We start from the raw sequence: 23796 nt of genomic DNA, 5'->3' as shown, positions 1-23796 counted from the left end.
CCCCGATTTGCACTGGAGCAATGTGGGAGGCGCAATCGCCTCCCTTGGTTTAATGCAACGCCGTCTCCGCGCCGGCTACCGTCTGCTCGGCGGGCGACATGGCGACGGGCTGCGGGTCCACGAGAGCGCCGGGACGGACCCGCTGCAGGCCGTTCACGACGATGCGTTCGCCTGCATCAAGGCCGTCCTGGACGATGCGCAGGCCTTCGGCCGTCGGCCCGAGTGTCACCTGCCGGTAGGCGATCTTGTTTTCGCCATCGACCACGAAGACGAACTTCTTGTCCTGGTCGGTACCGACGGCGCGCTCGCTGATGACGAGCTCGGATTGGGGGTTCGGCTGTCCGAGGCGCACCCGGACGAATTGTCCCGGGATCAGGCGGCCTTCCGGATTGTCGAAGATGGCCCTGACGCGGATGGTGCCGCTTGCCGTGTCGACCGCGTTGTCCACGAACTGGAGCTCGCCCCGGATCGGCTCGCCGCTCGTCGTGCTGATCTCCACCGGGATCCGTTCGACGGCGAGTGCGCCGGAGGACGTGGCCGGAAGCTCGGCCAAGGCGCGCGAGACGAAGTCCTCGCTCACACTGAAGCTCGCATAGATCGGATCGACAGAAACAAGGCTCGTGAGCACCGGCGAACTGGCCCCGGCCGCGACCAGATTGCCCTCGGTGATCTCGAGCTCGCCGACGCGGCCGGAAATCGGCGCGCGGATTTCGGTATAGCCGAGATCGAGCTGCGCCGCCTGCAGCGCGGCCTCGGCCGATCTCACGCTCGCCTCCGCCTCGTGATAGGCGCTGAGCCTCTGGTCGAGATCGCTCTGCGAGACGGTGCGGTTCTCGGCGAGCTTGCGGCCGCGTTCGAGCTCGAGCCGGGTCAGCTCCACCCGTGCCTTCGCGGCAGCGACCACGGCTTCCGCCTGCGCGACCGCGGCGGCATAGGGTGCGGGGTCGATGGAGACCAGGAGATCGCCCTCTTTGACGAGGGCGCCTTCGCGGAAATGCACGGCCTGGATCGCGCCGGCCACGCGCGAGCGAAGTTCGACGCGGTCGACCGCCTCGAGCCGGCCGGAGAATTCCTGCCAGGTCATCACGTCCCGCGGTTCCACGAGGGCCACGGAAACGGGCGTGGCCTGAGGCGCCGCGGGTGCCGCCGATTCGGCGCTCGCGCCGTGCACCTGCAACCAGTTGATGGCCGGCACGCCGGCCGAAATCGAGACAATAAGGGTTAGTCCGGCGCCCCAGAGGAGCCGGCGGGCAGTGATCTTCTTCATCGATAGTCTCCTTGGAGGCCTGTCGGCCGATCAGGTTGAGAGCTTCGCTTGGGCGGAGAACGCTCCTGTTTCTTGGAAAAACTTCGCGAACAGGGCGCGGATGGCTTCCTTCCATTTCGGTTCGGTTTCCGCCGAACCCGAATAGGAGGCGGGCCACCCGGTCGGCCCCGGCAACACATGTTCGCTGACGCTCACGCCCGCCTGGCGCAGGCGCCGCGCGTAATTGAGACTCTCGTCACGCATCGGATCGTCCTCCGCCGTCACGACGAGGGCGGGGGCGACGCTCGCCAGCCGCTCGCAATAGGCCGGCACGGCATAGGGGTGGCAGGCATTGGCGGCAAAGCCCAGATAGCGGTTCCACCCCTCGGCCCAGCGGCAGCCTTTGGAATTCGTGCTCTCCTCGCGGAAAGATCCCGTCGCCATGCACGGATCGAGCATGGGAGAAAGGAGGATCTGACCCTGGAGACCGCCCACGCACTGGTCGCGGGCCATCAGCGCGAGGCCCGCGGCGAGATTGCCGCCGGCCTCCTCACCCGCCACGTAAAGGGCGGATTTCCGGTCGGCCAGCTTGGCGCGAAGGCCGCAAAGGGGGCCCAGGAGATTGAAAGTGAGTTCGAGAGCCTTTGGGAAAGGATGCTCGGTGGCCGTGGAATAATCCGCCGCCACCACCACCGCCCCGGCGCCTGCAAGCTCGATGGAGACACTGTGTCCTTCCGCCAGCGAACCGCCCAGAAAAGTGCCGCCATGCAGATGCAGCACGAGCGGCGGGGCCTTCGTGAAGGACGCGCCGCGATAGACGCGCACCGGCACGAGGCAGGTATCGCTCTTCAGCACGTCCTCTGTCCAGCTCACACTCATCGGCCCGAATCCACGTCCCTCGCTCTGCGCTTCATGGCACACCCCTCCTGACAACATCCTGTCCGGAACCGGTGCGCCGGCGCTGCACTGAACCGGCAGATGGGTATCGTTCTTCCATGGAAAAAGTCTTTGGTTTATAACTTCACTATTTCTATCTGTGAACAATGAAGTCTCTGCAGGAATCATCATGGATCAGCTTGCCGCCATGCGTACTTTCGTCCGGGTCGTCGAGACCGGAAGTTTCACGCGGGCTTCGGAGACGCTTGCCGTGCCGAAGGCGACGGTCACGAAGCTGATCCAGGGCCTGGAGGCGCATCTGCGGACCAAGCTTCTCAACCGGACCACGCGCCGCGTTCTCGTTACACCCGACGGCGCACTCTATTATGACAGGGCCGTGCGCCTTCTGGCCGAGATCGAGGAACTCGACAGCAGCATGGCGAGTTCGCAGCGCCTGCCCAAGGGAAAGCTCCGGGTGGAGATGTCGGGCGCGATTGCGAACCTGATCCTTATCCCGGCGCTCTGCGCTTTCCGCGACCGCTACCCGGATATCCAGCTGGACCTCGGCATTTCCGACCGGCCGGTGGATATTCTGGGCGAGAATGTCGACTGCGCCATTCGTGGCGGAGAAATTACGGATCAGTCGCTGATCGCCCGGCGCGTTTCCGCCATCAGCTTCGTGACCTGTGCCGCGCCCCTCTATCTGGAACGATTCGGCGAACCGCAGCATCCGCTCGATCTCGAGCGGGATCACCATGTCGTAAGCTTTTTCCAGGCACAGACGGGACGGCAGCAGCCTTTCATTTTCAGGCGCGATGCGGAGGAAGTGGAAGTGAACGGGCGCTATGTCGTCTCGACGAACGAGGCGATCACCTATATTGCTGCGGCGAAGGCGGGCGCCGGCCTTGTCCAGGCGCCGTTCTTCATGGTCAGGGATGCCTTCGCGGACGGCAGCTTGCAGCCGGTTCTCACCGATTGGACACGCGATCCCATGCCGCTCTTCGTGGTCTACCCTCCCAACCGCCACCTGAGTAACAAGCTCCGCGTCTTCGTGGATTGGATCGCCAATCTCCTGGCCGGATCGGGAATCGACCAGGAACCCGGCTCGGTTCTCGATGAACGGGAGCAGGGCCCGTCGAGAACGCTGCAGGATAGCCCGGCGTAAAACTGTCCCCAAGCGGCGGTACCGGTCCCGAACCTGCTTGGGTGGGCTCTCTGGCGTTCAGAGCTTCGCGCGGGTGCTGCGCGGTGTAGCCAGCAGGAGGCTGGTCTCGCTCCCGGTGATGCCCGGGACGAGACGGATGCGCCGCAGGACACTGTCGAAATCGGTGAGCGTGGCAGTCGCCAGTTCCACGATCAGGTCCCAACGGCCATTGGTGGTGTGGATGCTGGAAACCTCCGGAAAGCCGCCCAGCGCCTTGATGACGCGGTCGGTCACATGTCCTTCGATCTCGATCATCATGATGCCGCGCACCGGCAGTTCGACCGCATCGGCGCGCAGGATCACCGTATAGCCGAGAATGGCACCCTCGCGTTCCAGCCGCTCCATGCGGTTGCGCACCAGAAGGCGATGAAGAGGGGTGATATTCCCGCCGTTCGGGAATCGCCTCTGCCGTCTCGACCGGGACTTGACTTCGCGTCCATTCTGAGAAAAGGTTTTACCAACGTGAGAAAACCTTTTCTCAATCGATGTGTCGGGAGGATGTCGGATGGCCGGGAGGACGCGTATCTACGACGTTGCGTCTGCGGCCGGCGTCAGCATCGCCACCGCCTCTCGTGCGCTCAACGGCACCGGGCGGATGACCGTCGAGACACGTGAGCGGGTGAAGCGGATAGCGGTCGAACTCGGCTTCCGTCCCAACGCCATGGCCCGCGGGCTTCTCAGCAACCGCAGCTTCACCGTGGGTCTGCTCACCAACGATACCTACGGCCGTTTCACCCTGCCGGTGATGGCCGGCATTTCAGAAGCCCTGATCGACTACGGCGTGTCTGTCTTCCTGTGCGCCATCGAAGACGATCCGGCGCTGGGTGCGGTGCATGTGGACGCCATGCTCGACAAACAGGTGGACGGCATCATCGCTTCGGGCAAGCGCATCGACCGGTGCCTGCCCGTCGATCTTTCCAACTTGCCGGTGCCGGTGGTCTACGCCTTCACGCAAGGGCCGGCGGGCAGCGTCACCCTGACATCGGACGATTTTCAGGGCGCGCGCGAAGCCGTAGACTGGTTGATGCGGCTTGGGCGCAAGCGCATCGTCCATGTCACCGGCCCGGAAAGCTTTGCTTCGGTCGGCCTGCGCGCGGAAGCCTATCGCCGCCTCGTGGGTGAGGGGGCTGAGGTGCTCCACGGCGAATGGTCCGAGCTTTGGGGCCATGCGGCCGTCGACCGGCTGTGGTCGGCGGGCGGCGAGATGCCGGACGGTATCTTCTGCGGCAACGATCAGATCGCGCGCGGCGTGGTGGATGCGCTCAGGGAGAGGGGCATCGAGGTCCCTCGTGACGTTTCCGTTGTGGGTTTCGACAATTGGGAGATCGTGGCCTCTATCACGCGTCCGCCGCTCACGACGGTCGACATGAACTTGAAGGCGTTGGGCCGGGAAGCCGGCCTGACGGTGCTGGCCCTGGCGGAGGGCAGGCCGGCCGAGCCCGGCATTCGCAAACTGCCGTGCCAGCTTGTCGTAAGGGAATCGTGCGGGGGTGGTCTCCGCATATAGCAGCGCTAAAGGGCCGGCGTGTTGGCCCATTTGGGAGGAGTAAAAATGCTCAAACGTCTTTTGTCCGCGAGCGTTGCGACGCTCTGCCTGGTTTCCGGCGCCTCGGCGCAGGAGACGATCAATATGTGGGTGCGCACCGGCATCGGCACCGCCTTCACCGATATGGTAGCCGCCTACAATGCGAGCCACGAGAACAAGGTGGAGGTCACGGAAGTGCCCTTCGCCGAGATGGTGCAGAAATACGCCACGGCGATCGCTGGCGGCCAGGCGCCCGATGCGCTCTCGCTCGACCTGATCTACACGCCTGCCTTCGCCGCGGCGGGGCAGCTCGAGGATCTGACGGACTGGGCGAAGGCGCTGCCTTACTTCAACGCTCTTTCGCCGTCGCATGTGAAGCTGGGCACTTATGAGGACCGAATCTACGGGCTGCCGCTGCTGGTCGAGACCTCGGTCCTTGCCTGGAACAAGAACCTCTACCGGGAAGCGGGCCTCGATCCCGAAAAGGCGCCGGAGAACTGGGACGAGATCGAAGCCAACGCCGAGAAGATTAACGCGCTCGGCGACGACATCTACGGGTTCTATTTCTCCGGCGGTGGCTGCGGCGGGTGCATGATCTTCACCTTCACGCCGCTGGTCTGGGCTTCGGGCGCCGATATCCTCTCCGAGGACGGCCAGACCGCCACGCTGGACACGCCGCAGATGCGTGCGGCGGTGGCGAAGTACCGCTCGATGGTGGAAAAGGGCCTGGTGCCGGAGAGTGCGGCGAGCGACAACGGCGTGAACTTCCTGACCTTCAACAACAACAGGATCGGCCACCAGAGCCTGGGCGCCTTTCAGATCGGCTCGCTGATCAACGACCACCCGGAGATCGATTTCGGCGTGACGATGATCCCCGGCATCGAGGGCGGCAAGTCCTCTTTCGCCGGCGGCGACAACATCGTCGTGACCAAGGGCACGGAGAAGCTCGACGCGGTGAAGGAGTTCATCGAGTTCAGCTATTCGCCGGAGGGCCAGAAGATCCTGGCCGAGCGCGGCAGCCTGCCGAGCCGGTCGGACATCGCCGACGAAGTGTTGGAGGGGCTCGACCCGCGCCTGAAAGTGGCGGTCGATGCCATTGCGGTGGCCAAGACGCCCTACACGCTGCTCTTCAACGACCTGATCAACAGCGCGAACGGGCCGTGGGCCACCTTCATCAACGCCGCGATCTACGGCGAGGATGTCGATGCCGCCTTCGAGAATGCCGGAGCCGAGATGCAGTCGATCATCGACAACGCCCGCTGAAGCAAGGATGCCGGGCAACTCGCTGCCCGGCATCTTCCATCAACGATCGGGATCGAGCACCGATGGCCAGCACCGCATTCACCACGGCCTCCAGTGTCCGCACCAGCCGCCGCCTCGTGAGCGCGGCGGAATGGAAGGGGCTTCTCTACATCGCGCCGGCCATCCTGCTCGTCGGCATCTTCTTCGTGCTGCCGGTGCTCATGACCATCTGGATGAGCCTGCACGACTGGCCGCTGATGGGTGCGCCGAAATGGATCGGCCTCGACAATTACGCGCGGATGCTGGGCGACCGGCGCTTCATGGCCGCACTCGGCTTCACTGCGCGTTACACGCTGGTGGTGACGATCGCGATCTTCGCCGTGGCCTTCCCGCTCGCCCTCTTCGTCGAGCGGCACAGGCCTTTCGTGTCCACCTACAGGACCGTGTTCTTTCTGCCCGTCGTGGTCGGGCTCGCTACGGCCTCCCTTTTATGGGTGTGGCTCGCCAATGTGGACAGCGGCCTGTTCGGCCCGGCGCTCAGGGCGCTCGGCCTCACGGAACGCAAGCTCAACCTGCTCGCGGACTTCGACACGGCCTTTGCGGTCGTCATCGTCATGGTGGTGTGGAAGATCGCTGGCTTCACCATGATCATCCTGCTGACGGGCCTGCAAAGCATCCCCGGAGAACTCACCGAAGCGGCGAAGATCGACGGCGCCAACTGGTGGCAGCGCTTCCGCCTTCTCACGCTGCCGCTCATGCGGCGGACCATCGCGCTGGCGCTGATGCTGTCCGTGACAGGCTCCATCCTCGCCTTCGACCAGTTCTACATCATGACGAGCGGCGGCCCGCAGAACCGGATGATCTCGGTCGTCTACTATATCTTCAATCAGTCCTTCGTCTCCTTCCGGCTGGGCTACGGTTCCGCGCTCTCGATCGTGCTGCTCCTGATTCTGGTCGCCTTGAGCCTCGTGCAGCTCAAGCTACTCCGCGTCGGGGAGGACCGGTCGTGACGGCGGCGGGACAGAGCAAGCGGGCTTGGGGCGCGGCGCTCTATCACGCCTTCGGTCTCGGTGCGGCCTTTTTCTTCCTGGCGCCATTTTTCTGGGCGTTTCTCGCCTCGCTGCGGCCGGGGCCGGAGGCGCAGCAGCCGCCGCTGCCACCCTGGCCCACGACGGGCATCAGCTTCGACACCTACCGGACGCTCGACAGTTTCGGCGCGGGCATCTGGCAGCACATGGCCAATTCCCTGCTCGTTTCGGCAGGCACGGTGGTGCTGACGGTGTTCGTCAGCGTGCTTGCGGGCTACGGCTTCTCCCGCTACCGCTTCCCGCTCAAGAACGCGCTTTTCATTCTCGTCATCGCCACGCTGATGATCCCGTTCCAGTCGATCCTCACGCCGCTCTTCATCATCCTGGCAAAGCTCGGGCTCAACAATTCGCTGGTGGGGCTGATGCTCGTCTACGTGACTTTGCAGCTTCCCTTCTCCGTTTTCATGATGCGCAACGCCTTCGATGCCGTGCCCCAGGAGATCGAGGAGGCGGCCCGCGTGGATGGCGCGACCGACTTCCGCCTGCTCGCATCGATCCTGATGCCGCTCGTCATGCCGGGGGTCGCGACGGTGGCTATCTTCGCCTTCCTCAATGCCTGGAACGAGTTCCTGGCCGCCCTTGTGCTTCTGTCGAGCAACGACAAATACACGCTGCCCGTCCTGATGACTGCGGTGCGCGCAGGCCGGCTCGGCGCCATCAACTGGGGCGCGGTGCAGGCGGGCGTGATGGTCATGACCATCCCCTGCCTGATCGTCTTCCTTCTCCTGCAACGCTACTACATGCGCGGGCTGATGGCCGGCGCGGTGAAATAGAGAGGGTGTCTCGCATGTCCGAACCGAACCGCGGCCGCCAGTTCCGGCCGCTCCCCGTCCCCAACGTGAAGGTTTCCGGCTTCTGGGGCGACCGCCAGGAGGCGGTGTGCGACCATACCGCCGAAACGCTGCTCGACCGCTGTGTGGAGGCGGGCATGCTCGACCAGATCGACGTGAGGAAGCCGAGCCCCGGCATCGTCATCCCCCGCCACAGCGGGCTCGTTTCCACGCAGATGTTCTGGGACAGCGACCTCGGCAAGTCGATCGAGACCATCGCCTATTCGCTCTACCGCAAGCCCAACCCGAAGCTGGAGGCGCGCGTCGACGAGATCGTCGACATGTATGAGAGGCTGCAGGCGCCGGATGGCTATCTCAATTCCTGGTTCCAGCGCATCGAGCCCGGCCGGCGCTGGACCAACCTGCGCGACACGCACGAGCTCTATTGCGCCGGGCACTTGATGGAGGCGGCGGTCGCCTACTACCAGGCGACCGGCAAGCGCAAGCTGTTCGACATCGTCTGCCGCTATGCGGACCACATGATCACCGTCTTCGGCCACGGGCCGGGGCAACTGCCCGGCTATTGCGGCCATGAAGAGATCGAGCTGGCGCTGGTGAAGCTCGCCCGCGTGACGGGGGAGCGCAAATACTTGGATCTGGCGAAATTCTTCATCGACGAGCGCGGGCGGGAGCCGCATTTCTTCACCGAGGAAGCGCTGAGGGATGGCCGCGACCCGAAGGACTTCGTCTTCGGCACCTATGAATACGGCCAGGCACACATGCCCGTGCGCGAGCAGCGCAAGGTGGTGGGCCATGCGGTGCGCGCCATGTATCTCTATTCGGGCATGGCCGACATCGCCACGGAGTACAAGGACGACACGCTGACGACGGCGCTGGAGGCACTCTGGAGCGACCTCGCCGACAAGCAGATGTACGTCACCGGCGGCATCGGCCCGGCCGCCTCCAACGAGGGCTTCACCGACTATTACGACCTGCCCAACGAGAGCGCTTATGCCGAGACCTGCGCCTCGGTCGGCCTCGTCTTCTGGGCGAGCCGCATGCTCGGCCGCGGGCCGGATCGCCGCTACGCCGACATCATGGAGCAGGCGCTCTACAACGGCGCGCTCTCCGGGCTTTCGCTCGACGGCCAGACCTTCTTTTACGAAAACCCGCTGGAAAGCGCGGGCAGGCACCACCGCTGGACTTGGCACCACTGCCCCTGCTGCCCGCCCAACATCGCCCGCCTGGTCGCCTCCCTCGGCGCGTACATGTACGGCGTGGCGGACGACGAGATCGCGGTGCATCTCTATTGCGAAAGCGTGGCGGAAGCCACACTCGGCGGCGCCAGGGTGAAGCTCACCCAGAAGACGAACTATCCCTGGCAGGGCGCGGTCGGCATCGGCCTTTCGCTCGACCGGCCCGCGCGCTTCGCGCTTTCGCTGCGCATTCCCGGCTGGGCGAAGGGCGCGACGCTTGCGGTCAATGGCAGGGCTGTCGACCTCTCCCAACTGATCTCCCATGGCTATGCCCGCATCGAGCGGGAATGGCGGGATGGCGACCGGCTGGAGCTTCACCTGCCGCTTGCCGCCCGCGCGGTCTGGGCCGATCCCCGCGTGCGGCAGGATGCCGGTCGCGTGGCCGTCATGCGCGGCCCTCTTGTCTACTGCGCGGAGGCCGTGGACAACGGGCCGGGCCTCAATTCCATCATTCTGGACGGGCAGGAAGAGGCTCGTGAGAAGGCCATGCCCGATATTCCCGGTGCGGTGGCGATCGAACTGCCTGCTTTGCGCGAGACGGCTGAAGGTTGGGGCGAGGGGCTCTATCGCGAAACCCCGCCCGAGCGGCAAAAGGACCGCGCGGTGCTCGTCCCCTATCACCTCTGGGACAACCGTGCGCCCGGCGAAATGCTCGTCTGGATGCGCAACGGGTGAGGCGGCTGTCCCCGGAATGGAGTCCCTTCGCACCCCTGTCCGCGCTTCGACAAGCTCAGGAGGAAAGGGGTGCGAAGGGCGCGGCTTTCAAAAATTTCCGGCCCACTCAATAAGCTATTCCGACTTCATTCCATTGAAAACGCCGGCTCCAAACCGCCTTCTCGGCTTGTAGGGACTGGCAGGATTCACATCGAGATCCACGTCCTTGACGCAGCTTTGCGACTGCCGATGGCTGGAGCCCGCATGCCAGGGGCCGTCGCGAAGGCGCGCATTTCTGACCTTGGCAAGTTCCAGGCATTTCCAATTCCTCCGAGGCGGTAGGCCGCTACTGCTCCCTCCGCCGAACTGGAACACCAGCGCCTTCTCCTTGCCGTCGCTATGGCCGAGGATGATCGGGCAGATCTCGCGCGAATAGCCGCCATAGGTGCAGATGACCTGCTTGCGGTCCCGCATGGCCTCGGCGAAAAGCCTGTAGGTTGCGCTCGGCATGGGTTCTCCTCGCTTCCACGCAGATAGGGTGATGCGGGACCGGCGTCGAGCTTCGGCTCGATGGCCGGCAGGCCAGAGGGGGCGCGAAGGGGCGCAATCATCTCGGGTGAAGAATCCACCTTGCAAATGTTCACTATTTGTTCTAAAAGGATGCATGCGTGCATGTGGAGTTTGCGTATGTATGCCCAATACGCTTTCGATTTCATGGAGCCCCTGCCGCCAAGACCCAAATTGGCGGAGAGGCTGATCTTCATGCTCTTCCCGGATCCCGTCACCGCCGTCGAGGTCGACCGGTTCGGGAGCCGCTTCATCCGCGAGCACTCCCTTGCGGGCAAGCGGCTGCGACGGGCGCGGCTGCACATCTCCCTGCACCATCTTGGCGACTACAGGAAGCTGCGCAGCACAATCGTCTATGCGGCGACGCAGGCGGCCAAGGTGGTCTTCATCCCGCCATTCGATATCACCTTCCGGTCTATCGTGAGCTTTGCGGCGCCGCCGCGAAAGAAGGAGCGGCCGCTGGTTCTGCTGGGCGAAGGGGAGGGGCTGACAAAACTCCATCAGGCGCTCGCCGAAGCCCAGCGGAAGAACGGCTTGCGCGCGTCGGACCGTCTTACGCCGCATATGACGCTCTTCTACGGGGAAGGCGTTCCCGCGCAGGCGATCGAGCCGATCCGCTTTACGGCGCGGGATTTTGCCCTGGTTCACAGCAAGCTTTGGCTCTCGGAATATGATGTGTTGGGGCGCTGGCCGCTTCGGGGGTGAGGTGCGGAGATGGGGGCGGCGGCTATACCAAAGGTCTTAACTCTTGACCGGTGGTAGCGTGTCGATGTTCAGGCATGGATCCTCGGGTCAAGCCCGAGGATGACGACGGCATGGGCTTTCTGCCAACCACCACCGTTCGAGATTTGCGGAGACCTCTCCACTTCGTCATCTCGGGCTTGACCCGAGGATCCATGCCTCAACGGTTCAGCCGGCAAGGCGGTTGAAGTAGGGCCGTTAATATGACCAGAGCCGGCGCAGGTGGTTGTCCCAGGCGGGCTGACCCGCGCCCTCGTCGCGGATGGGGTTCGAGCCGGCGGGGCCGGCCATGACGATCGCGCCGCGCCCGCTGGTGGCGAGCACCGTCTCGGCCGCCGCGGGCGCCACGCCGCAGCCGTCCGCGAGCGGCTGCTGTCCGAGCGAGCGGCCCGTCGCCGTGTCCCAGAAGGCGATGAGCCCGCCATGCGGGCTGGAGGTTGCGAGAACGCTTCCGGAGGCATCGATCGCTACCGAGCCCACATAGTTGCGCAGCCCGTGCAGGATTTCCCTGGGGCCCGGGAAAAGCTCGATTTCGCGCCCGCGTCGGTGCCGGCCCACGAGCGGCGGCCGGTCGGAGGCCGGGCCCTCGTACTGGCAGCCGAACCAGACATGGCCGGCGCGGTCGATCGCCATGTGGCGGATCGAGAGCTGGTGAAGCTCCGGCGCGAGCGAGACCTTCTCCATCGCATTGCCGGAGGCGACGTCGACATAGGTGAGGTTCGGCGCCATGGTGGCGAGGTTGAGCTTTGCGCCCCCATAATCGGGATGGGTGAGAATGCCGCCATTGGCGATGCAGAGCGTTTTCCCGTCGCGCAGAAGCACGGCCTCGTGCGGCCCGACGCCCTCTGTCGGAAACTCGCCGATGCGGCGGAACGCGTCCGTGGCGTCGTAGATGCCCATGACGCCCCGCCCGCCATCCAAATCGTTTTCCGTGGCAAGCATCAGCTTGCCGTCCGGCGTGAAGACGCCATGGCCGAAGAAATGACGTCCGGGCATGGAGGCAATGGCGAGCGGCTCCGTCCCGCCGTCCACGTCGAAGGCGACCGCGAAGCGGCCGGGCGAGCGCGCGAAGGCCACGGCCCGGCGGCGCGGCGCGTCTATCGCGAAGGAATGCCCGCGGGCTTCGAGCGGCAGCACGAGCCGGTCGCGTCCCTGCTCGTCCATCACCGCGGCTTCGTAGCTGGCGCCGTTGAGCCGCGCACCGAGGAAGAGCGCTTCCTCGGCCGCGCCGGCAGTCGCCGGCGCGAAGAGCGCGCCGCCCGCGAGCGCGAGGAATGTCCTTCGATCAATCGCCGTCGAGCGCATTGAACCCCATCGTCAGTCCGATGACGGCGGAAAGCTGCTCGCCCAGCGTGCGGTTGGCGCCCTGCAGCGCCACCGCAGCATAGGAGATGCGGCTGCGGTCTTCTTCCGCGGCAAATGCGGTCTCGGCCGGAGCATTCACAGCCGCGATGGCATCGCGCGCATGCGTCAGGTCGAACAGGAGCGAATTGACGATGCCCCGGCCGTTCCCGTCCAATTCGGTCTCGAAGCCCGCCGCCCGGAGGAGTCCGATGACGCCTTCGGCCTGGGAGCCAATGAACTCGAAAGAGAGGTCGGAGCGCCGGAACGGGGCGCGCCGGCCATTCGCTTTCTCGATACTGTCGCCCAGCGCCGGCAGAATCTCCGCGTCGCGGACGAATTGCAGCGCGGTGCCGAGCGCCTTGACCACTTCGCCGGCCACTTCGTCCGGCGAGCGGTAGGCTGCGTTGTCTGGAGCAGGCTGCGTGAACGCGGTGTGGAAGGGAGCGCCCGGCGCCCAGGCGGCGGCGATATTCCCTGCACGATCCGCCACATTGGCAGTGATGGCCGCGCCGTAGCGGCAGCGATAACTCTCGTCACCCGAGGCGAGCGCCTCCGAGCCCGATCCGTAGAGCACGAATTCGAGCGCCGGCAAGCCCTGCACCGCGACGCTCTTCTGCTTGAGGCCGTCGGGCAGGGCGGCCTGTTCGTCCTTCTGTGCGAGCACACCCTGCACCTGGCGCAGCGTCACGCCGCGCACGTCCGGCCAGAAGAACAGATGCTCGAACCGGTTTTCCTCCACGAGCGGGCCGAAGCGCAGGACCGACACTGCCCCCCAGGCCTTGATGGTCGCGGCAAAGGCGGTGCGAGCCTCTTCCAAGGCGGCTTGGCCGGGGTCGGCGCAAAGCGCCTCCATTTCGTTCCGAAGCTCGCCTGCCGTGCTGGAGAAACCGGCAAGACTAGGGATCACATACTCCTCCGCCACGCGTGCGCCGATGTCGGCGGGGATGCGTGCGGTGTCCTGGGCGGCGGCGGGGAGGGAGGAAAGGATGTGGGCAGCGAGGATGAATGCCTTCGCTCTTTTCACCCCCCTCTGGCCTGCCGGCCATCTCCCCCTCAAGGGGGGAGATCGGGCCGGCAGGCCAGAGGGGGGTGTGGAAGAGTGCCATCCAAGGCGGCCGGGTATGGAAAAGCATTCAGCCATTACAGCGACTCCAGGAAGCGGATGAGATTGTCGCGCTCGGCCTTTTCCATTTCCACCACCTTCTCCCGCGCGGCTTCGGCTTCGCCGCCATGCCAGAGGATGGCTTCCAGAAGGGTGCGCGCGCGGCCGTCATGCAGGAAGGTCGCCTCGCCGTTCACCGTCTTGGCAAGGCCGATGCCCCACAGCGGCGGCGTGCGCCATTCCCTTCCTGTCGCTGTGCCTTCGGGCCGGTTGTCGGCAAGGCCGTCGCCCATGTCGTGCAGCAGCAGGTCAGTGTAGGGCCAGATGAGCTGGAAGGCGAGGGCGGGCACCGCGGCATCGCGCCGTGTCACATATTTGGGCGTGTGGCAGCCGGCGCAGCCGGCCTCGTAGAAAGCCTTCTTGCCCGCAAGCACGGCCGGATCCTCGATGTCGCGCCGGACGGGCACGGCGAGATTCTGCGAATAGAACGTGACGAGGTCGAGAAGGTCGCCCGGCACCTCCTGCTCGCCCAGCCGTGGCTGGGCGCCATGTGGCATGGCGCGGCAGGCCGTTTGCGCCTCCGTACACTCGCCCCAGTGGTCGGGTGCGAGCGGTGTGGAAAGCCCCATATCGTGCGAGAAGGCATCCGCCGATTGCTGCTTGATGCTCGCGGCATTGCCCTTCCAGCCGAAACGGCCGAGCTTCCATTCACCCGCCTCGTCGCGCACCCAGCGCGCCCGTCCGGAGATGCCGTCGCCGTCGGCGTCGTCGGGGTCCTCGCGGGCGAGGACGTCGCCTTCGTCCACCGCTTCCAGCAGGCCCAACCCGATCATCTGCGGGGCGACGCGTGCCGAAAGCATGGCGTCCGGCTGCAACGGGCCATAGCCGAGATTTTCAATGGAAAGCATGGGTTTGCGCAGATGCACCGTCTCGCCGCCCGAAAGCCGCACGAGCACATCCTCGTAGTCGATGCGCACGTGCCCTTCCCCGGGCAGGCCCGCGGCCGCGAAATCCTGCATCTGGCCGCCATAGGTGGGCTCACCGACGCTGGAGAGATAGCCTGCGAGGATCGCCTTTTCCTGCTCCTGCGTGGGAGGTACGGAAAGCCGCACGAGCAGCGAGGTCGCCGGATCGCCGGCTTTCGCGGGCGCATGGCCGCGGCCGTCCTTGATATGGCAGGACTGGCAGGCACGCGCATTGAACAGGGGCCCGAGCCCGTCCGAGGCCTGGGTGGAGGAGGGGGCCGAGACCCAGTCCTTGCGGAAGAGCCCGTTGCCGAGCAGGAAACGCTCCTGCCCGTCGAATTCCAGATTGGCCGAGGGGTGGGAGAAGATGTCGGCGTTGAGGCTCTTTGTCGTGGTGGCGGCTCCCGCCTGCATCCTCTCGAAGCGTTCAGCTTCGGTGAAATCCGTCGCAGGTCGCGTGACCTTTTCCACCCGCGCCCGGTCGCGCGGACTGAGATCGCCGCGCGGTTTCGCGACCTTGGCCTGAACGGCAAAGGCGGCGGTGAGAACCGCCGCCGCGAGAGGCACTGACATACGAACAAGCAGATGCATCAGATCGCCGAAAGCCGAAAGGCTGCGGCCGATCCGGCAGCAGCCTGGTCCGTCTTATTGGAAGACGGCGTCGGGATTGTCCAGGCTGTCCGAACCCTCGATCGACACGCCGGAGAGGTCGAGCGCCGCGATCACGCGTTCCAGCGAGCGGGTCTGGTCGACCAGCCCGTCGATCACCGCCTGCACCGCTGCGTTGCCTTCCGCATTGCCCTCGCCGATCATCTGGTCATAGGCCTCGACCGTCTCTCCGCGCGTCTTCAGCGCCTCCGCCGCCGCGTAGGTGGCGGCAAGCTTGGCTTCCATCTCATCGGCGAGCGCGGGGTCCTTCTCGCGCACCAGCGAGGCGAGGCTCGGGCCCTCGACGGTTTCGCGGCCTACCCGCTCATAGCGGCCGAAATAGACATTGTTGATGCCCTGAATGTCATAGAAGTGACTGTTGTAGGTGTTGTCGGAGAAGCAGTCGTGCTCCTCCTCCGGGTCGTTGAGCAGGAGGCCGAGCTTCATGCGTTCGCCGGCGAGTTCGCCATAGGAAAGTGAGCCGAGGCCCGTCAGTATGGCTGTCAAACCTGCATTGGGGTCGCCCTCGATCAGCGATTGGCGCGCCTCGCCACCCTCCTTCCAGTTGGCCACCATCTCCTCGATGTCCGAGACCAGGAGGTCGGCCGCCGCCGTCAGATATTGGGTGCGGCGTTCGCAATTGCCGCCGGTGCAGTTCGCCGGGTCGAAATCCGTGTAGGGGCGGTCGCCGGCGCCGGGGCCGGTGCCGTTCAGGTCCTGCCCCCACAGCAGGAACTCGATGGCGTGGTAGCCGGTCGCGACATTGGCCTCGATGCCGCCCATTTCGTGCAGGGAGCGGATGAGATCCGGCGTGATGGTGGCCGCGTCGACGGTCTCGCCCCCGGCGCTCACCGTGTCGTTGGCGATCACATTGACCGTATAGAAGGCATTTATGTCGGACTCGGTGCCGTAGCTTACATCCACATAGTCGATCAGCCCCTCGTCGAGCGGCCAGGCGTTCACCCGCCCTTCCCATTCGTCGACGATGGCATTGCCGAAACGGTAGGCCTCGGTCTGCTGGTAGGGCACGCGCGCGGCAAGCCACGCCTCGCGCGCAGCCGTGAGTGTTTCTTCAGACGGCTCGGCGACGAGCGCGTCGACCGCGCTCTTGAGCGAGCGCGCCGTCTCGAGGCTGTCCTCGTAGCCTGCAAGAGCGATGTCCGCATAGGTCGTCAGGACGGCCTGCGGCTCCTCAGCCTGCGCGGCGGAAATGCCGAGTGCCGCCGCGGCAATGGCAATGGAAAGCTTCATCGAAAAATCCCCCAGGCTGGCGATGACAGGAAGTTAGGCGGGCCAAGCCTACCCGAAAATAGTGGAGTGTTTCAATCCTGTTTAGCGGCTGCGCATGCGAATGGCGGTTGTGGAAGGTGCTGGCGGCGGACATCTACGATGCGGAGCATCACTTCACGCCGGAGAATGGTTCTGCCGGACCACCCGCGCATTCCGGCGAGGGCGGCTTTCCTGGCTCTAGCCGGAAAGGCTGGGCAGGGCCTTTGGGCGTTCCTGCCCGCCCGCGTCCGTCTCGGTGGGCTCGGAGGAGCCGTCTCGTCCGATCTGGGATGCCTCCGCCAGCAGCGCGGAGACGAGCGGCGTGTGCGGTTCACGGCGGGTGGTGACGAGGCCCACCATGTGCAGCACGTCCGGTTCCACGATGGGGATCGCGCGGATCGGCTCTGAGAACCCGAAGGTCTGCGCCAGGTTGAGCGGCATGATGGACGACCACTTGCCGGTGCGAACATGGGAGAAGAGGACGGTCATCGAGTTGGATTCGAGTGTCGGGCGCAGGTGCGCACCAGCTTCCGCCAGATGCTGGTCGATGATCCGGCGGTTCTGCATGTCCGGCGTCAGCAGGCAGAGCGGCAGCTTTGCCACTTCCGTCCAGGTGACCTGCTTCTCCTCCGCCAGCGGATTGCCGCGCGCGGTAATCAGCCGATAGCGCTCGGTGTAGAGCGGCACCGAGGAGACGTTGCCCAGGGGCTCGTTGTCGAGATAGGTGATGCCGGCATCCACATCGAAATTGCCGAGCGCCGAAAGCACGTCGACGGAGGTTCGCGAGAGCACCGAGAAGGTGACGTCCGGGTGCTTCAGGCGGAAAGGCGTGGTGAGGCTGGCCACCATGGGCAGTGCGGTCGGGATGACCGCGAGCCGGATGCGTCCGGAGAGCCCGCGGCGTGCAGCGCGCATCTCCTCCTTCATCGCATGCGCGTCGGAGACGATGCGGCGCGCCCAGCCCAGCACCTGCTCGCCTTCCGCGGTGAGACCGAGGAAGCGGGAGCCGCGCTGCACGAGCATCACGCCCAGCGCGTCCTCGAGCTGCTTAATGGCCGCGGAGAAGGTCGGCTGGGTAACGCCGCACTCCTCGGCGGCGCGCCCGAAATGCCTCTGCCGGGCAAGCGCGAGAAAGAATTCCAGGCGTTCGATGAGCACGGCCCTGTCTCCGCTGGATCAGCCGTCGTGTGCACGCGTGACAGCGAGCCCTCCGGCGGTGGTGTTCGCGCCGGAGGGCTTCGGTATCAGAACAGTGCTGCTGTCTTCTGCAGGGTGATCCACACGCCCCAGAGGATGGGAATGCCGACCACGGCCCAGGCGGCGAGTGCCTTGGCGTCGAAGCCGCCCTTGCCGATGCCGAAGGAGCCCGTCGGACCCTCGCTGGCCGCGGCGGATTTGGCCTGCAGCTTCGCCACTTCTTCGTCGGACATGTACCACTTCTCCGGGAGCGGCTTGACCATGGCATTGGCGATCAGGCCCAGCACCAGCATGCCGGCGAGGATATACATGGTGAAATCGTAGACCTGCTCGCGCGGAATGCCGGCATTGAGCTGGAACTCGCGGATGTAGTTCACCACCACCGGGCCGATGATGCCGGCGGTCGCCCAGGCCGTGAGCAGCCGCCCGTGGATGGCGCCCACGAACTGCGTGCCGAAGATGTCGGCGAGATACGCGGGGATGGTGGCGAAACCGCCGCCATACATGGAGAGAATGATGCCGAACATCAGCACGAAGGCGACCTGGCTGCCCAGATGGGCGGCCGTCGGGGCAAGCGCGTAAAGCACGATGCCGAGAATGAAGAAAGTGTAGTAGGTGTTCTTCCGCCCGATCTTGTCGGACAGGGAGGCCCAGAAGAAGCGCCCGCCGATATTGAAGAGCGACAGGAGCCCGGCGAAGCCGGCCGCGATCGCCGCGATCGCCGTCTTCTGCGAGGCGTCGAGTTCGTTGAAGGAAAGCTCGGGCAGGCCGATGAGCCGTCCGCCGAAGATCTCCTGCAGCATGGGCGAGGCCATGCCGATGACGCCGATGCCCGCCGACACGTTGAGCGTCAGCACGGCCCAGATCAGCCAGAACTGCTTGGTCTTGTGGGCGTCGCGCAGATGCACGTGACGCGTGGTGATCATCGCCTTCTGGTTCTTCACGGGCGGCGTCCACCCTTCGGGGCGCCAGCCGGCCGGCGGGATGCGGTAGCCGAAGGCCCCGCCCATCATGAACACGAAATAGATGAGCGCCATCACGAGGAAGGTCTGCCACACGCCGACGGAATCGGCGGTTCTGAACGTGTTCATGAGCATGTCGGCCAAGGGCGCACCGATCATGGCGCCGCCGCCGAAGCCCATGATCGCCATGCCGGTCGCCATGCCGCGCCGGTCCGGGAACCATTTGATGAGCGTCGAGACGGGCGAGATATAGCCGAGGCCCAGGCCGATTCCGCCGATCACGCCGGCACCGAGCCACATCAGCCAGAGCTGGTGCATCATCACGCCGATGGCGGCGATGGCGATGCCGCCGCACCAGCAGAAGGCGGCGACCACGCCGGCCTTGCGCGGGCCAGCCCGCTCCAGCCATCCGCCCCAGATGGCGGCGGCGGAGCCGAGCAGCACGAAGAAGAGGGTGTAGATCCACCCGAGATCGGAGACGCGCCAGTCGCAGCTTGTGGTGAACAGCGCCGTAAGCAGGTTGAGGTCGGCGCATACCACGGGCTGGTCGACGCCGATGGCGCGCGTGAGCGGCAGCCAGAAGACGCTGAAGCCGTAGGCCATGCCGATGCACAGGTGGATGGCAAGGGCAGCCGGCGGGACCAGCCAGCGGTTGAAGCCGGGTCTGGCGATGATCCTCTCGCGGTCGAGAATGCCGGCACCCGCCCCTGCGGAAAATGTTTCGCTTGCTGTGGACATTGATTTCCTCCCTGCCGCCTCTGAACCCCCGGCGGCTCTTCAACTGCGGTTCGGCGCTGAACGCGCCGCCTCCGCAGCATGGCAAGCAACCTGCATGCCAGTTATCCGGCTTAACGATTTCAAATGCTTATCGATCGAAAGGAGAAGCCTATGGACAATATGTCCGTATAAGGCGGACAAAATGTCCGCCACTTGGAGCGGCTGCCTTGAAGCGGAATCGGGAACAGGGATCGCCGCATCAGTGGCCATGCCTCACCGTCGCCACGCCCGCTTTCGCGTCTGGCCATTGTCAAAGAACTTGGGAAGCGGGGCGCACCGTTCGCGCCACAAAAATAAAAAAGGCGCTCCCTTTGGCCCTCCGCTTTCGCTCCGGGCGTTCGTTCGCTCGAAAAGCCAAATCGTTGGCTTTTCGTCCGCTGCGCGGACCGCTCCTCACCCCCGCCGGAGTCTGTCCCGACCTCGGCCGATCACTCGGACCCTTCTCCTTCCCGGCTGCACCCAATGAAGGGGGTGGTTTCTGCCGGGCCGAAGGAGAACCCTAGCGGCTTCTCCGCGGTTTCCGCGATGCCGTCTCTCACCCAGCATCCGTTTTCCGGAAACGGCGTCTGCCACCCACCGCCCCGGCACCGCCGGCCTGTCGCGGGCCCTCGGATCCCCAGGTTCCGATCCTGGGGAGGGAGGTTTCCGCCGCCCTCCCGAACACCCGGTGCGCATCCGGTTCCCGCGAGAGCGATGGGGAAAGAATAAAACGGGCGGAGGGAGTGGGGAGAAAAAGAGTGCAATGAGCGAATGACGAAACAGCGAATAGCGAGTAGAGGCAAAGGGTTGGCCGCCAGGAAAAATCCGCGGAGTGGAAATTTTCTCCCCGTTTGAGCGCCTCCGTTGGCCACGATGCGATTGCCATCGTCCTCTGGACAGAGACGGCGAACCGTTCTCGGGATTGATGACGGTGAATGCAGCCGCCGCTTGGCCGATCCGACACATTGCCGATTCAGCTCGCTTCGGGCAGCCAGATCATAAAGGTGGTGCCCTTGCCGGGCTCGCTTTCGACGGAGATCTTGCCGCCCTGCCGGGTGACCAGCGTCTGACTGATGGATAGGCCCAGACCGGTCCCCTCGCGCCGCTTCGTGGTGAAGAAGGGATCGAACACTTTCCGGATCACCTCCGGCGCCATGCCGACGCCCGTATCCGCCACCTCGAGCACAAGGCCGGGCTTGCCGTCGACATCTTGGTCGAAGGAGCGCAGCGTGAGCGTCCCGCCGTCCGGCATGGCGTGGACGGCGTTGACGATCAGGTTGACCAGCACCTGCTGCAATTCGGTGCGGTTCATCAGCACCAGCCGCGTGGCGCGGTCCTCTCGTTTGACCTCGATCGCGGCCTTGTTGAGCAGGTGCTGGACCAGGGGAAGGCTGTCGGAAACGACCTCCGCCGGCGTGTGCCGCTCGACGAAGCCGGCATATTCCTCCGGCTTGGCGAATTGCAGGAGCTTCGTGACGATCTGGCTGATGCGGTGAATCTGCTCGTCGAGCAGCCGGAACTCGGTCCTGGCGAGCTCGGCCTTTTCGCCCACGAGATTGCGGACGACTTCGAGATTCCCCTGCATCACCGCGATCGGATTGTTGATTTCGTGGGCGACACCCGCGGTGATCTCGCCGATCGCGGCCAGTTTCTCGGACATGATGAGCTGCTTCGTGGTCGCCTCGAGCTGGCGGTTTGCGAGCTGCAATTCGCGCGTGCGCTCCTCCACGCGGGCGTTCAATTCCTCGTTCCAGGCACGCAGCTCCCGGTCCCGCTCCTGGAGCTGATCGAGCAGGTGGTCGAGATGCGCCGCCACGCGGCCGATCTCGTCCTTCGCCGCGACATGGCCCGTGCGCGCGCCGAGGTCGCCGCTCTCCACGCTGGCGATGGTGCCCGTCATTCGTTCGAGCGGCATGAAGATGGCGCGCGCCCAGCGCAGGAAGATCGGCACGCTCGCCGCCGCGATCGCCAGGAAGGCGAGTGTGATGGTGATGAGCGTCTGGTACTTGGCCTTGGTGAACGGCGCTTCGAGGAAGCCCACATAGAGCATGCCGACACGCCTGCCGTAGCTGTCGACGATCGGCTCGTAGGCGGAGATGTACCAGTCATTGACGACGAAGGCGCTGTCGAGCCAGGTGCGGCCCTTGTCGAGCACGGCGGAGCGGACGATGGCCGAAACGCGCGTGCCGAGCGCGCGCCGGCCTTCGAACAGGCGCACATTGGTGCTGATGCGCACGTCGTCCAGGAACAGCGTCGCCGTGCCCTGGCTGCCCTCGGGCAGGCTCGCCTCGCGATAGACGAGATCGTTGATGGTGTCGATGAAGACGAGGTTCTGGTTGAGCAATATGCCGCCCACCAGCGCCGCCTGCCTTCCGCCGGCGAGCGTCACCGGGCTTGCGGAATGGACCACCATGCCCCGCGTCTCTTCCGTGCGCTCGGTCGGCACGGCATTGGGCGTGGGCACCAGCTCCAGCAGCGCGCGTTCCGCAAGCGCCGGGGAAATGGCGCGAAGCTGGTCGTGGTCGAAGATGTCGATCGCGGTGGAGGGCGCTCCGGACAAGGCGGAGGCGACCGCCGGCCAGTTTGTTTTCGCAGCGGCGATGCCCGGGGTGGAGGCAAGCACGACACCTCCCGGGTCGACCAGATACAGAAAGTCGAGGCCGAGCTCCGCCCGGCTTGTTTCCAGCAGTCCGGGCATGGCGGCCGGATCCGAAGCGGATATGTCCCGGAAACGCGCCGAGCTCCCGAGGGCTACGATCTGCTCGCCCGTGTTCTCCAGGATGCGCGAGAGATATTGATGCGCGATCGTCAGGTCGCCGTTCACCTTGGAGATCAGCATCGCGTCGAACTTGGCGTTCCATCGGATGACGGTCACGCCCAGAAGCAGCGGCGACACTACCAGCGTCGGCAGGAGCGCGATGGCGAGAAGGCGGAAGCGTACCGACCGCCCGCCCCCCTTGGCCGGCGATGGGGGATGCTCAGACATTCCAGGCCGCGCATTTGCGGTCGATCGTCTTGCGCGAGATGCCCAATCGCCGCGCGGCCTCGTCCCGGTTTCCGCCGGCCTCCCGCAGCACCTTCAGGATATGACGGCGCTCCACGTCCGCGAGACTGCCTTCCGCGCTCTCTTCCCGCTCCTCCCGGCCGGAAAGGAACTCTTCCGGGAAACGCTGCAGGATCAGCGTGCGCTCGATGAGGTTGCGCAGCTCACGCACATTGCCGGGCCACGGATAGGCCATCAGCGCGGCACCGACCTCGTCCGTGATCGGCACCGGCGGCATGCCGAGCTGCTGCGACAGCTTGCGCATGAACAGCGCTGCGAGATCCAGCACGTCGTTGTCCCGGTCCTTGAGCGGGGGCAGGTGAATTTGCATCACATTGATGCGGAAGAAGAGGTCGGCGCGGAAATGGCCGCGCTCGACCTCCTTCTCCAGTTCCGCATTGGTGGCGAAGATGAAGCGCAGGTCGACCGGGACCTCGCGCTCGGAGCCGACGGGCCGCACGCGCCTGTCCTCCAGCACGCGCAGGAGCTTGCTTTGCATCGGCGTGGGCAATTCGCCGATCTCGTCGAGGAACAGCGTGCCGCCCTGCGCATGCAGGAAAAGCCCTTCGCGCCCGTTGTCGGCGCCGGTGAAGGCGCCCTTGAGATGCCCGAAGAGCTCGCTCTCGATCATGTCGGGCGGGATCGCCCCGCAATTGACGGGAACGAACGGCTTCTCGGCGCGATCCGACAGTGAATGCAGCGAGCGCGCGGCCACCTCCTTGCCGGTGCCCGACTGCCCGGAGAGCAGCACGGAAGTGGGCAGCGGCGCGACGCGTGCGATCGTGTCGCGCACCCGGCGGATGGCATCGGATTCGCCGATGAGCTTGTCGCGCAGGAGCACGTGGTCGGAGGTGGCGCGCAACTCGTGGCGCAGCACCTGATTTTCGCGCAGCAGCCGCATGCGGTCGAGACAGCGGGCGACGGCGTTGAGCATCTGGTTCGACCGGAAAGGCTTCAGCACGAAGTCCACCGCGCCGGCACGGAGCGCCTGGATCGCCGTTTCGAGATCGGCATAGGCCGTCATCAGGATGGCGTCGGAAAAGAAGCCGATGGCGCGCTGCTCGGCCAGCCAGTCGACGCCGTTCTTGCCCGGCATGATGTTGTCGATGATGACGACGTCGTAATGGGCCTGATCGAGCTTGCGCGAGGCCTCGTCCGTGTCAGCCGCCTCGTCGAGCCGCTTGCAGCGGGGGCCGAGCGTGCGCATGAGAAAGTTTCGCATGCCGGGCTCGTCGTCGACGACAAGGATGGAGGCCTGTGCAAGCCATGGCCCGAACTCGGGGTCCACCGCAGGCTCTCGCGATTTCCGTAAGGCTTCAGTCGGCACCGCGTTCCTCCCCG

General features: G+C 65.3%; 18 protein-coding genes and 1 pseudogene. 7 read left to right on the top strand and 12 right to left on the bottom strand.

The features are described from left to right. Nucleotides 1-49: 49 nt before the first annotated feature. Both PVE73_RS19215 and PVE73_RS19210 read right to left on the bottom strand, forming a co-directional pair. Nucleotides 50-1267, bottom strand: a complete 1218-nt coding sequence (locus PVE73_RS19215) for an efflux RND transporter periplasmic adaptor subunit (RefSeq protein ID WP_277363781.1) — start codon at nucleotides 1265-1267, stop codon at nucleotides 50-52. A gap of 30 nt (nucleotides 1268-1297) precedes the next feature. Then, on the bottom strand, nucleotides 1298-2125 hold the full coding sequence (locus PVE73_RS19210) for an alpha/beta hydrolase (RefSeq protein ID WP_277363780.1): 828 nt from the start codon (nucleotides 2123-2125) through the stop codon (nucleotides 1298-1300). 187 nt (nucleotides 2126-2312) lie between these two features. Here PVE73_RS19210 and PVE73_RS19205 point away from each other — a divergent pair, with 187 nt between their 5' ends. Next, entirely contained in the window at nucleotides 2313-3287 is a 975-nt protein-coding gene (locus PVE73_RS19205; protein ID WP_277363779.1) for a LysR family transcriptional regulator, read from the top strand. 57 nt (nucleotides 3288-3344) lie between these two features. Here PVE73_RS19205 and PVE73_RS19200 read toward each other — a convergent pair. After that, nucleotides 3345-3683, bottom strand: a pseudogene (locus PVE73_RS19200) (Lrp/AsnC family transcriptional regulator); the annotation flags it as partial. Between the two features lie 148 nt (nucleotides 3684-3831). Here PVE73_RS19200 and PVE73_RS19195 point away from each other — a divergent pair. From PVE73_RS19195 to PVE73_RS19175, 5 genes are all read left to right on the top strand, one after another. Next, nucleotides 3832-4833, top strand: coding sequence for a LacI family DNA-binding transcriptional regulator (locus tag PVE73_RS19195; RefSeq protein WP_277363778.1), 1002 nt, complete (start codon nucleotides 3832-3834; stop codon nucleotides 4831-4833). A gap of 45 nt (nucleotides 4834-4878) precedes the next feature. Beyond that, a complete protein-coding gene (locus PVE73_RS19190; protein ID WP_277363777.1) occupies nucleotides 4879-6114 on the top strand; it encodes a sugar ABC transporter substrate-binding protein in 1236 nt (411 codons plus the stop codon). Between the two features lie 62 nt (nucleotides 6115-6176). Then, nucleotides 6177-7103, top strand: coding sequence for a sugar ABC transporter permease (locus PVE73_RS19185; RefSeq protein ID WP_277363776.1), 927 nt, complete (start codon nucleotides 6177-6179; stop codon nucleotides 7101-7103). After that, nucleotides 7100-7954 (top strand): carbohydrate ABC transporter permease, encoded by an 855-nt coding sequence (locus PVE73_RS19180; RefSeq protein ID WP_277363775.1) that lies wholly within the window; start codon nucleotides 7100-7102, stop codon nucleotides 7952-7954. Before PVE73_RS19185 ends, PVE73_RS19180 begins: the two co-directional genes overlap by 4 nt. 14 nt (nucleotides 7955-7968) lie before the next feature. Further along, nucleotides 7969-9882 carry a beta-L-arabinofuranosidase domain-containing protein gene (locus tag PVE73_RS19175; protein WP_277363774.1) on the top strand — a complete coding sequence of 638 codons (1914 nt, stop codon included), beginning with the start codon at nucleotides 7969-7971 and terminating at the stop codon, nucleotides 9880-9882. Nucleotides 9883-9996: 114 nt separating this feature from the next. Here the strand turns inward: PVE73_RS19175 and PVE73_RS19170 are convergent, their stop codons facing one another. Continuing rightward, a complete protein-coding gene (locus tag PVE73_RS19170) occupies nucleotides 9997-10371 on the bottom strand; it encodes a hypothetical protein (RefSeq protein ID WP_277363773.1) in 375 nt (124 codons plus the stop codon). Between the two features lie 177 nt (nucleotides 10372-10548). Between PVE73_RS19170 and PVE73_RS19165 the strand changes: the two genes are divergently transcribed. After that, entirely contained in the window at nucleotides 10549-11133 is a 585-nt protein-coding gene (locus PVE73_RS19165) for a 2'-5' RNA ligase family protein (RefSeq protein ID WP_277363772.1), read from the top strand. Nucleotides 11134-11367: 234 nt separating this feature from the next. Here PVE73_RS19165 and PVE73_RS19160 read toward each other — a convergent pair whose 3' ends face one another. The 8 genes from PVE73_RS19160 to PVE73_RS19125 all read right to left on the bottom strand — a co-directional run bounded on the left by PVE73_RS19160 (nucleotide 11368) and on the right by PVE73_RS19125 (nucleotide 23782). Then, nucleotides 11368-12474, bottom strand: coding sequence for a DUF1513 domain-containing protein (locus PVE73_RS19160; RefSeq protein ID WP_277363771.1), 1107 nt, complete (start codon nucleotides 12472-12474; stop codon nucleotides 11368-11370). Continuing rightward, nucleotides 12455-13537 carry an imelysin family protein gene (locus PVE73_RS19155; RefSeq protein WP_277363770.1) on the bottom strand — a complete coding sequence of 361 codons (1083 nt, stop codon included), beginning with the start codon at nucleotides 13535-13537 and terminating at the stop codon, nucleotides 12455-12457. The genes PVE73_RS19160 and PVE73_RS19155 overlap by 20 nt, the downstream gene beginning before the upstream one ends. 116 nt (nucleotides 13538-13653) lie before the next feature. Next, on the bottom strand, nucleotides 13654-15171 hold the full coding sequence (locus tag PVE73_RS19150; protein WP_277363769.1) for a di-heme oxidoredictase family protein: 1518 nt from the start codon (nucleotides 15169-15171) through the stop codon (nucleotides 13654-13656). Between the two features lie 54 nt (nucleotides 15172-15225). Continuing rightward, nucleotides 15226-16479, bottom strand: a complete 1254-nt coding sequence (locus PVE73_RS19145) for an imelysin family protein (protein WP_277363768.1) — start codon at nucleotides 16477-16479, stop codon at nucleotides 15226-15228. Nucleotides 16480-16695: 216 nt separating this feature from the next. Continuing rightward, nucleotides 16696-17655 carry a LysR family transcriptional regulator gene (locus tag PVE73_RS19140; RefSeq protein WP_277363767.1) on the bottom strand — a complete coding sequence of 320 codons (960 nt, stop codon included), beginning with the start codon at nucleotides 17653-17655 and terminating at the stop codon, nucleotides 16696-16698. Between the two features lie 86 nt (nucleotides 17656-17741). Next, complete coding sequence (locus PVE73_RS19135; protein ID WP_277363766.1) at nucleotides 17742-19394, bottom strand: OFA family MFS transporter; 1653 nt, start codon at nucleotides 19392-19394, stop codon at nucleotides 17742-17744. Between the two features lie 991 nt (nucleotides 19395-20385). Then, complete coding sequence (locus PVE73_RS19130; RefSeq protein WP_277363765.1) at nucleotides 20386-22398, bottom strand: cache domain-containing protein; 2013 nt, start codon at nucleotides 22396-22398, stop codon at nucleotides 20386-20388. Continuing rightward, nucleotides 22391-23782, bottom strand: a complete 1392-nt coding sequence (locus PVE73_RS19125; protein WP_277363764.1) for a sigma-54 dependent transcriptional regulator — start codon at nucleotides 23780-23782, stop codon at nucleotides 22391-22393. Before PVE73_RS19125 ends, PVE73_RS19130 begins: the two co-directional genes overlap by 8 nt. Between the last annotated feature and the right edge of the window lie 14 nt (nucleotides 23783-23796).

Source organism: Chelativorans sp. AA-79 (assembly GCF_029457495.1).
Classification (GTDB): Bacteria; Pseudomonadota; Alphaproteobacteria; order Rhizobiales; family Rhizobiaceae; genus Chelativorans.
Note: the sequence above shows the minus strand (reverse complement) of the source record. Positions and strands in the feature narration are given on the sequence as shown.

Bases quoted from the DNA above. Each gene is read 5' to 3' on its own strand.
- PVE73_RS19160 (WP_277363771.1), bottom strand. From the start codon at position 12,474: ATGCGCTCGACGGCGATTGATCGAAGGACATTCCTCGCGCTCGCGGGC.
- PVE73_RS19185 (WP_277363776.1), top strand. From the start codon at position 6,177: ATGGCCAGCACCGCATTCACCACGGCCTCCAGTGTCCGCACCAGCCGC.
- PVE73_RS19150 (WP_277363769.1), bottom strand. From the start codon at position 15,171: ATGCATCTGCTTGTTCGTATGTCAGTGCCTCTCGCGGCGGCGGTTCTC.
- PVE73_RS19170 (WP_277363773.1), bottom strand. From the start codon at position 10,371: ATGCCGAGCGCAACCTACAGGCTTTTCGCCGAGGCCATGCGGGACCGC.
- PVE73_RS19135 (WP_277363766.1), bottom strand. From the start codon at position 19,394: ATGTCCACAGCAAGCGAAACATTTTCCGCAGGGGCGGGTGCCGGCATT.
- PVE73_RS19145 (WP_277363768.1), bottom strand. From the start codon at position 16,479: ATGAAGCTTTCCATTGCCATTGCCGCGGCGGCACTCGGCATTTCCGCC.
- PVE73_RS19130 (WP_277363765.1), bottom strand. From the start codon at position 22,398: ATGTCTGAGCATCCCCCATCGCCGGCCAAGGGGGGCGGGCGGTCGGTA.
- PVE73_RS19205 (WP_277363779.1), top strand. From the start codon at position 2,313: ATGGATCAGCTTGCCGCCATGCGTACTTTCGTCCGGGTCGTCGAGACC.
- PVE73_RS19215 (WP_277363781.1), bottom strand. From the start codon at position 1,267: ATGAAGAAGATCACTGCCCGCCGGCTCCTCTGGGGCGCCGGACTAACC.
- PVE73_RS19195 (WP_277363778.1), top strand. From the start codon at position 3,832: ATGGCCGGGAGGACGCGTATCTACGACGTTGCGTCTGCGGCCGGCGTC.
- PVE73_RS19165 (WP_277363772.1), top strand. From the start codon at position 10,549: ATGTATGCCCAATACGCTTTCGATTTCATGGAGCCCCTGCCGCCAAGA.
- PVE73_RS19175 (WP_277363774.1), top strand. From the start codon at position 7,969: ATGTCCGAACCGAACCGCGGCCGCCAGTTCCGGCCGCTCCCCGTCCCC.
- PVE73_RS19210 (WP_277363780.1), bottom strand. From the start codon at position 2,125: ATGAGTGTGAGCTGGACAGAGGACGTGCTGAAGAGCGATACCTGCCTC.
- PVE73_RS19190 (WP_277363777.1), top strand. From the start codon at position 4,879: ATGCTCAAACGTCTTTTGTCCGCGAGCGTTGCGACGCTCTGCCTGGTT.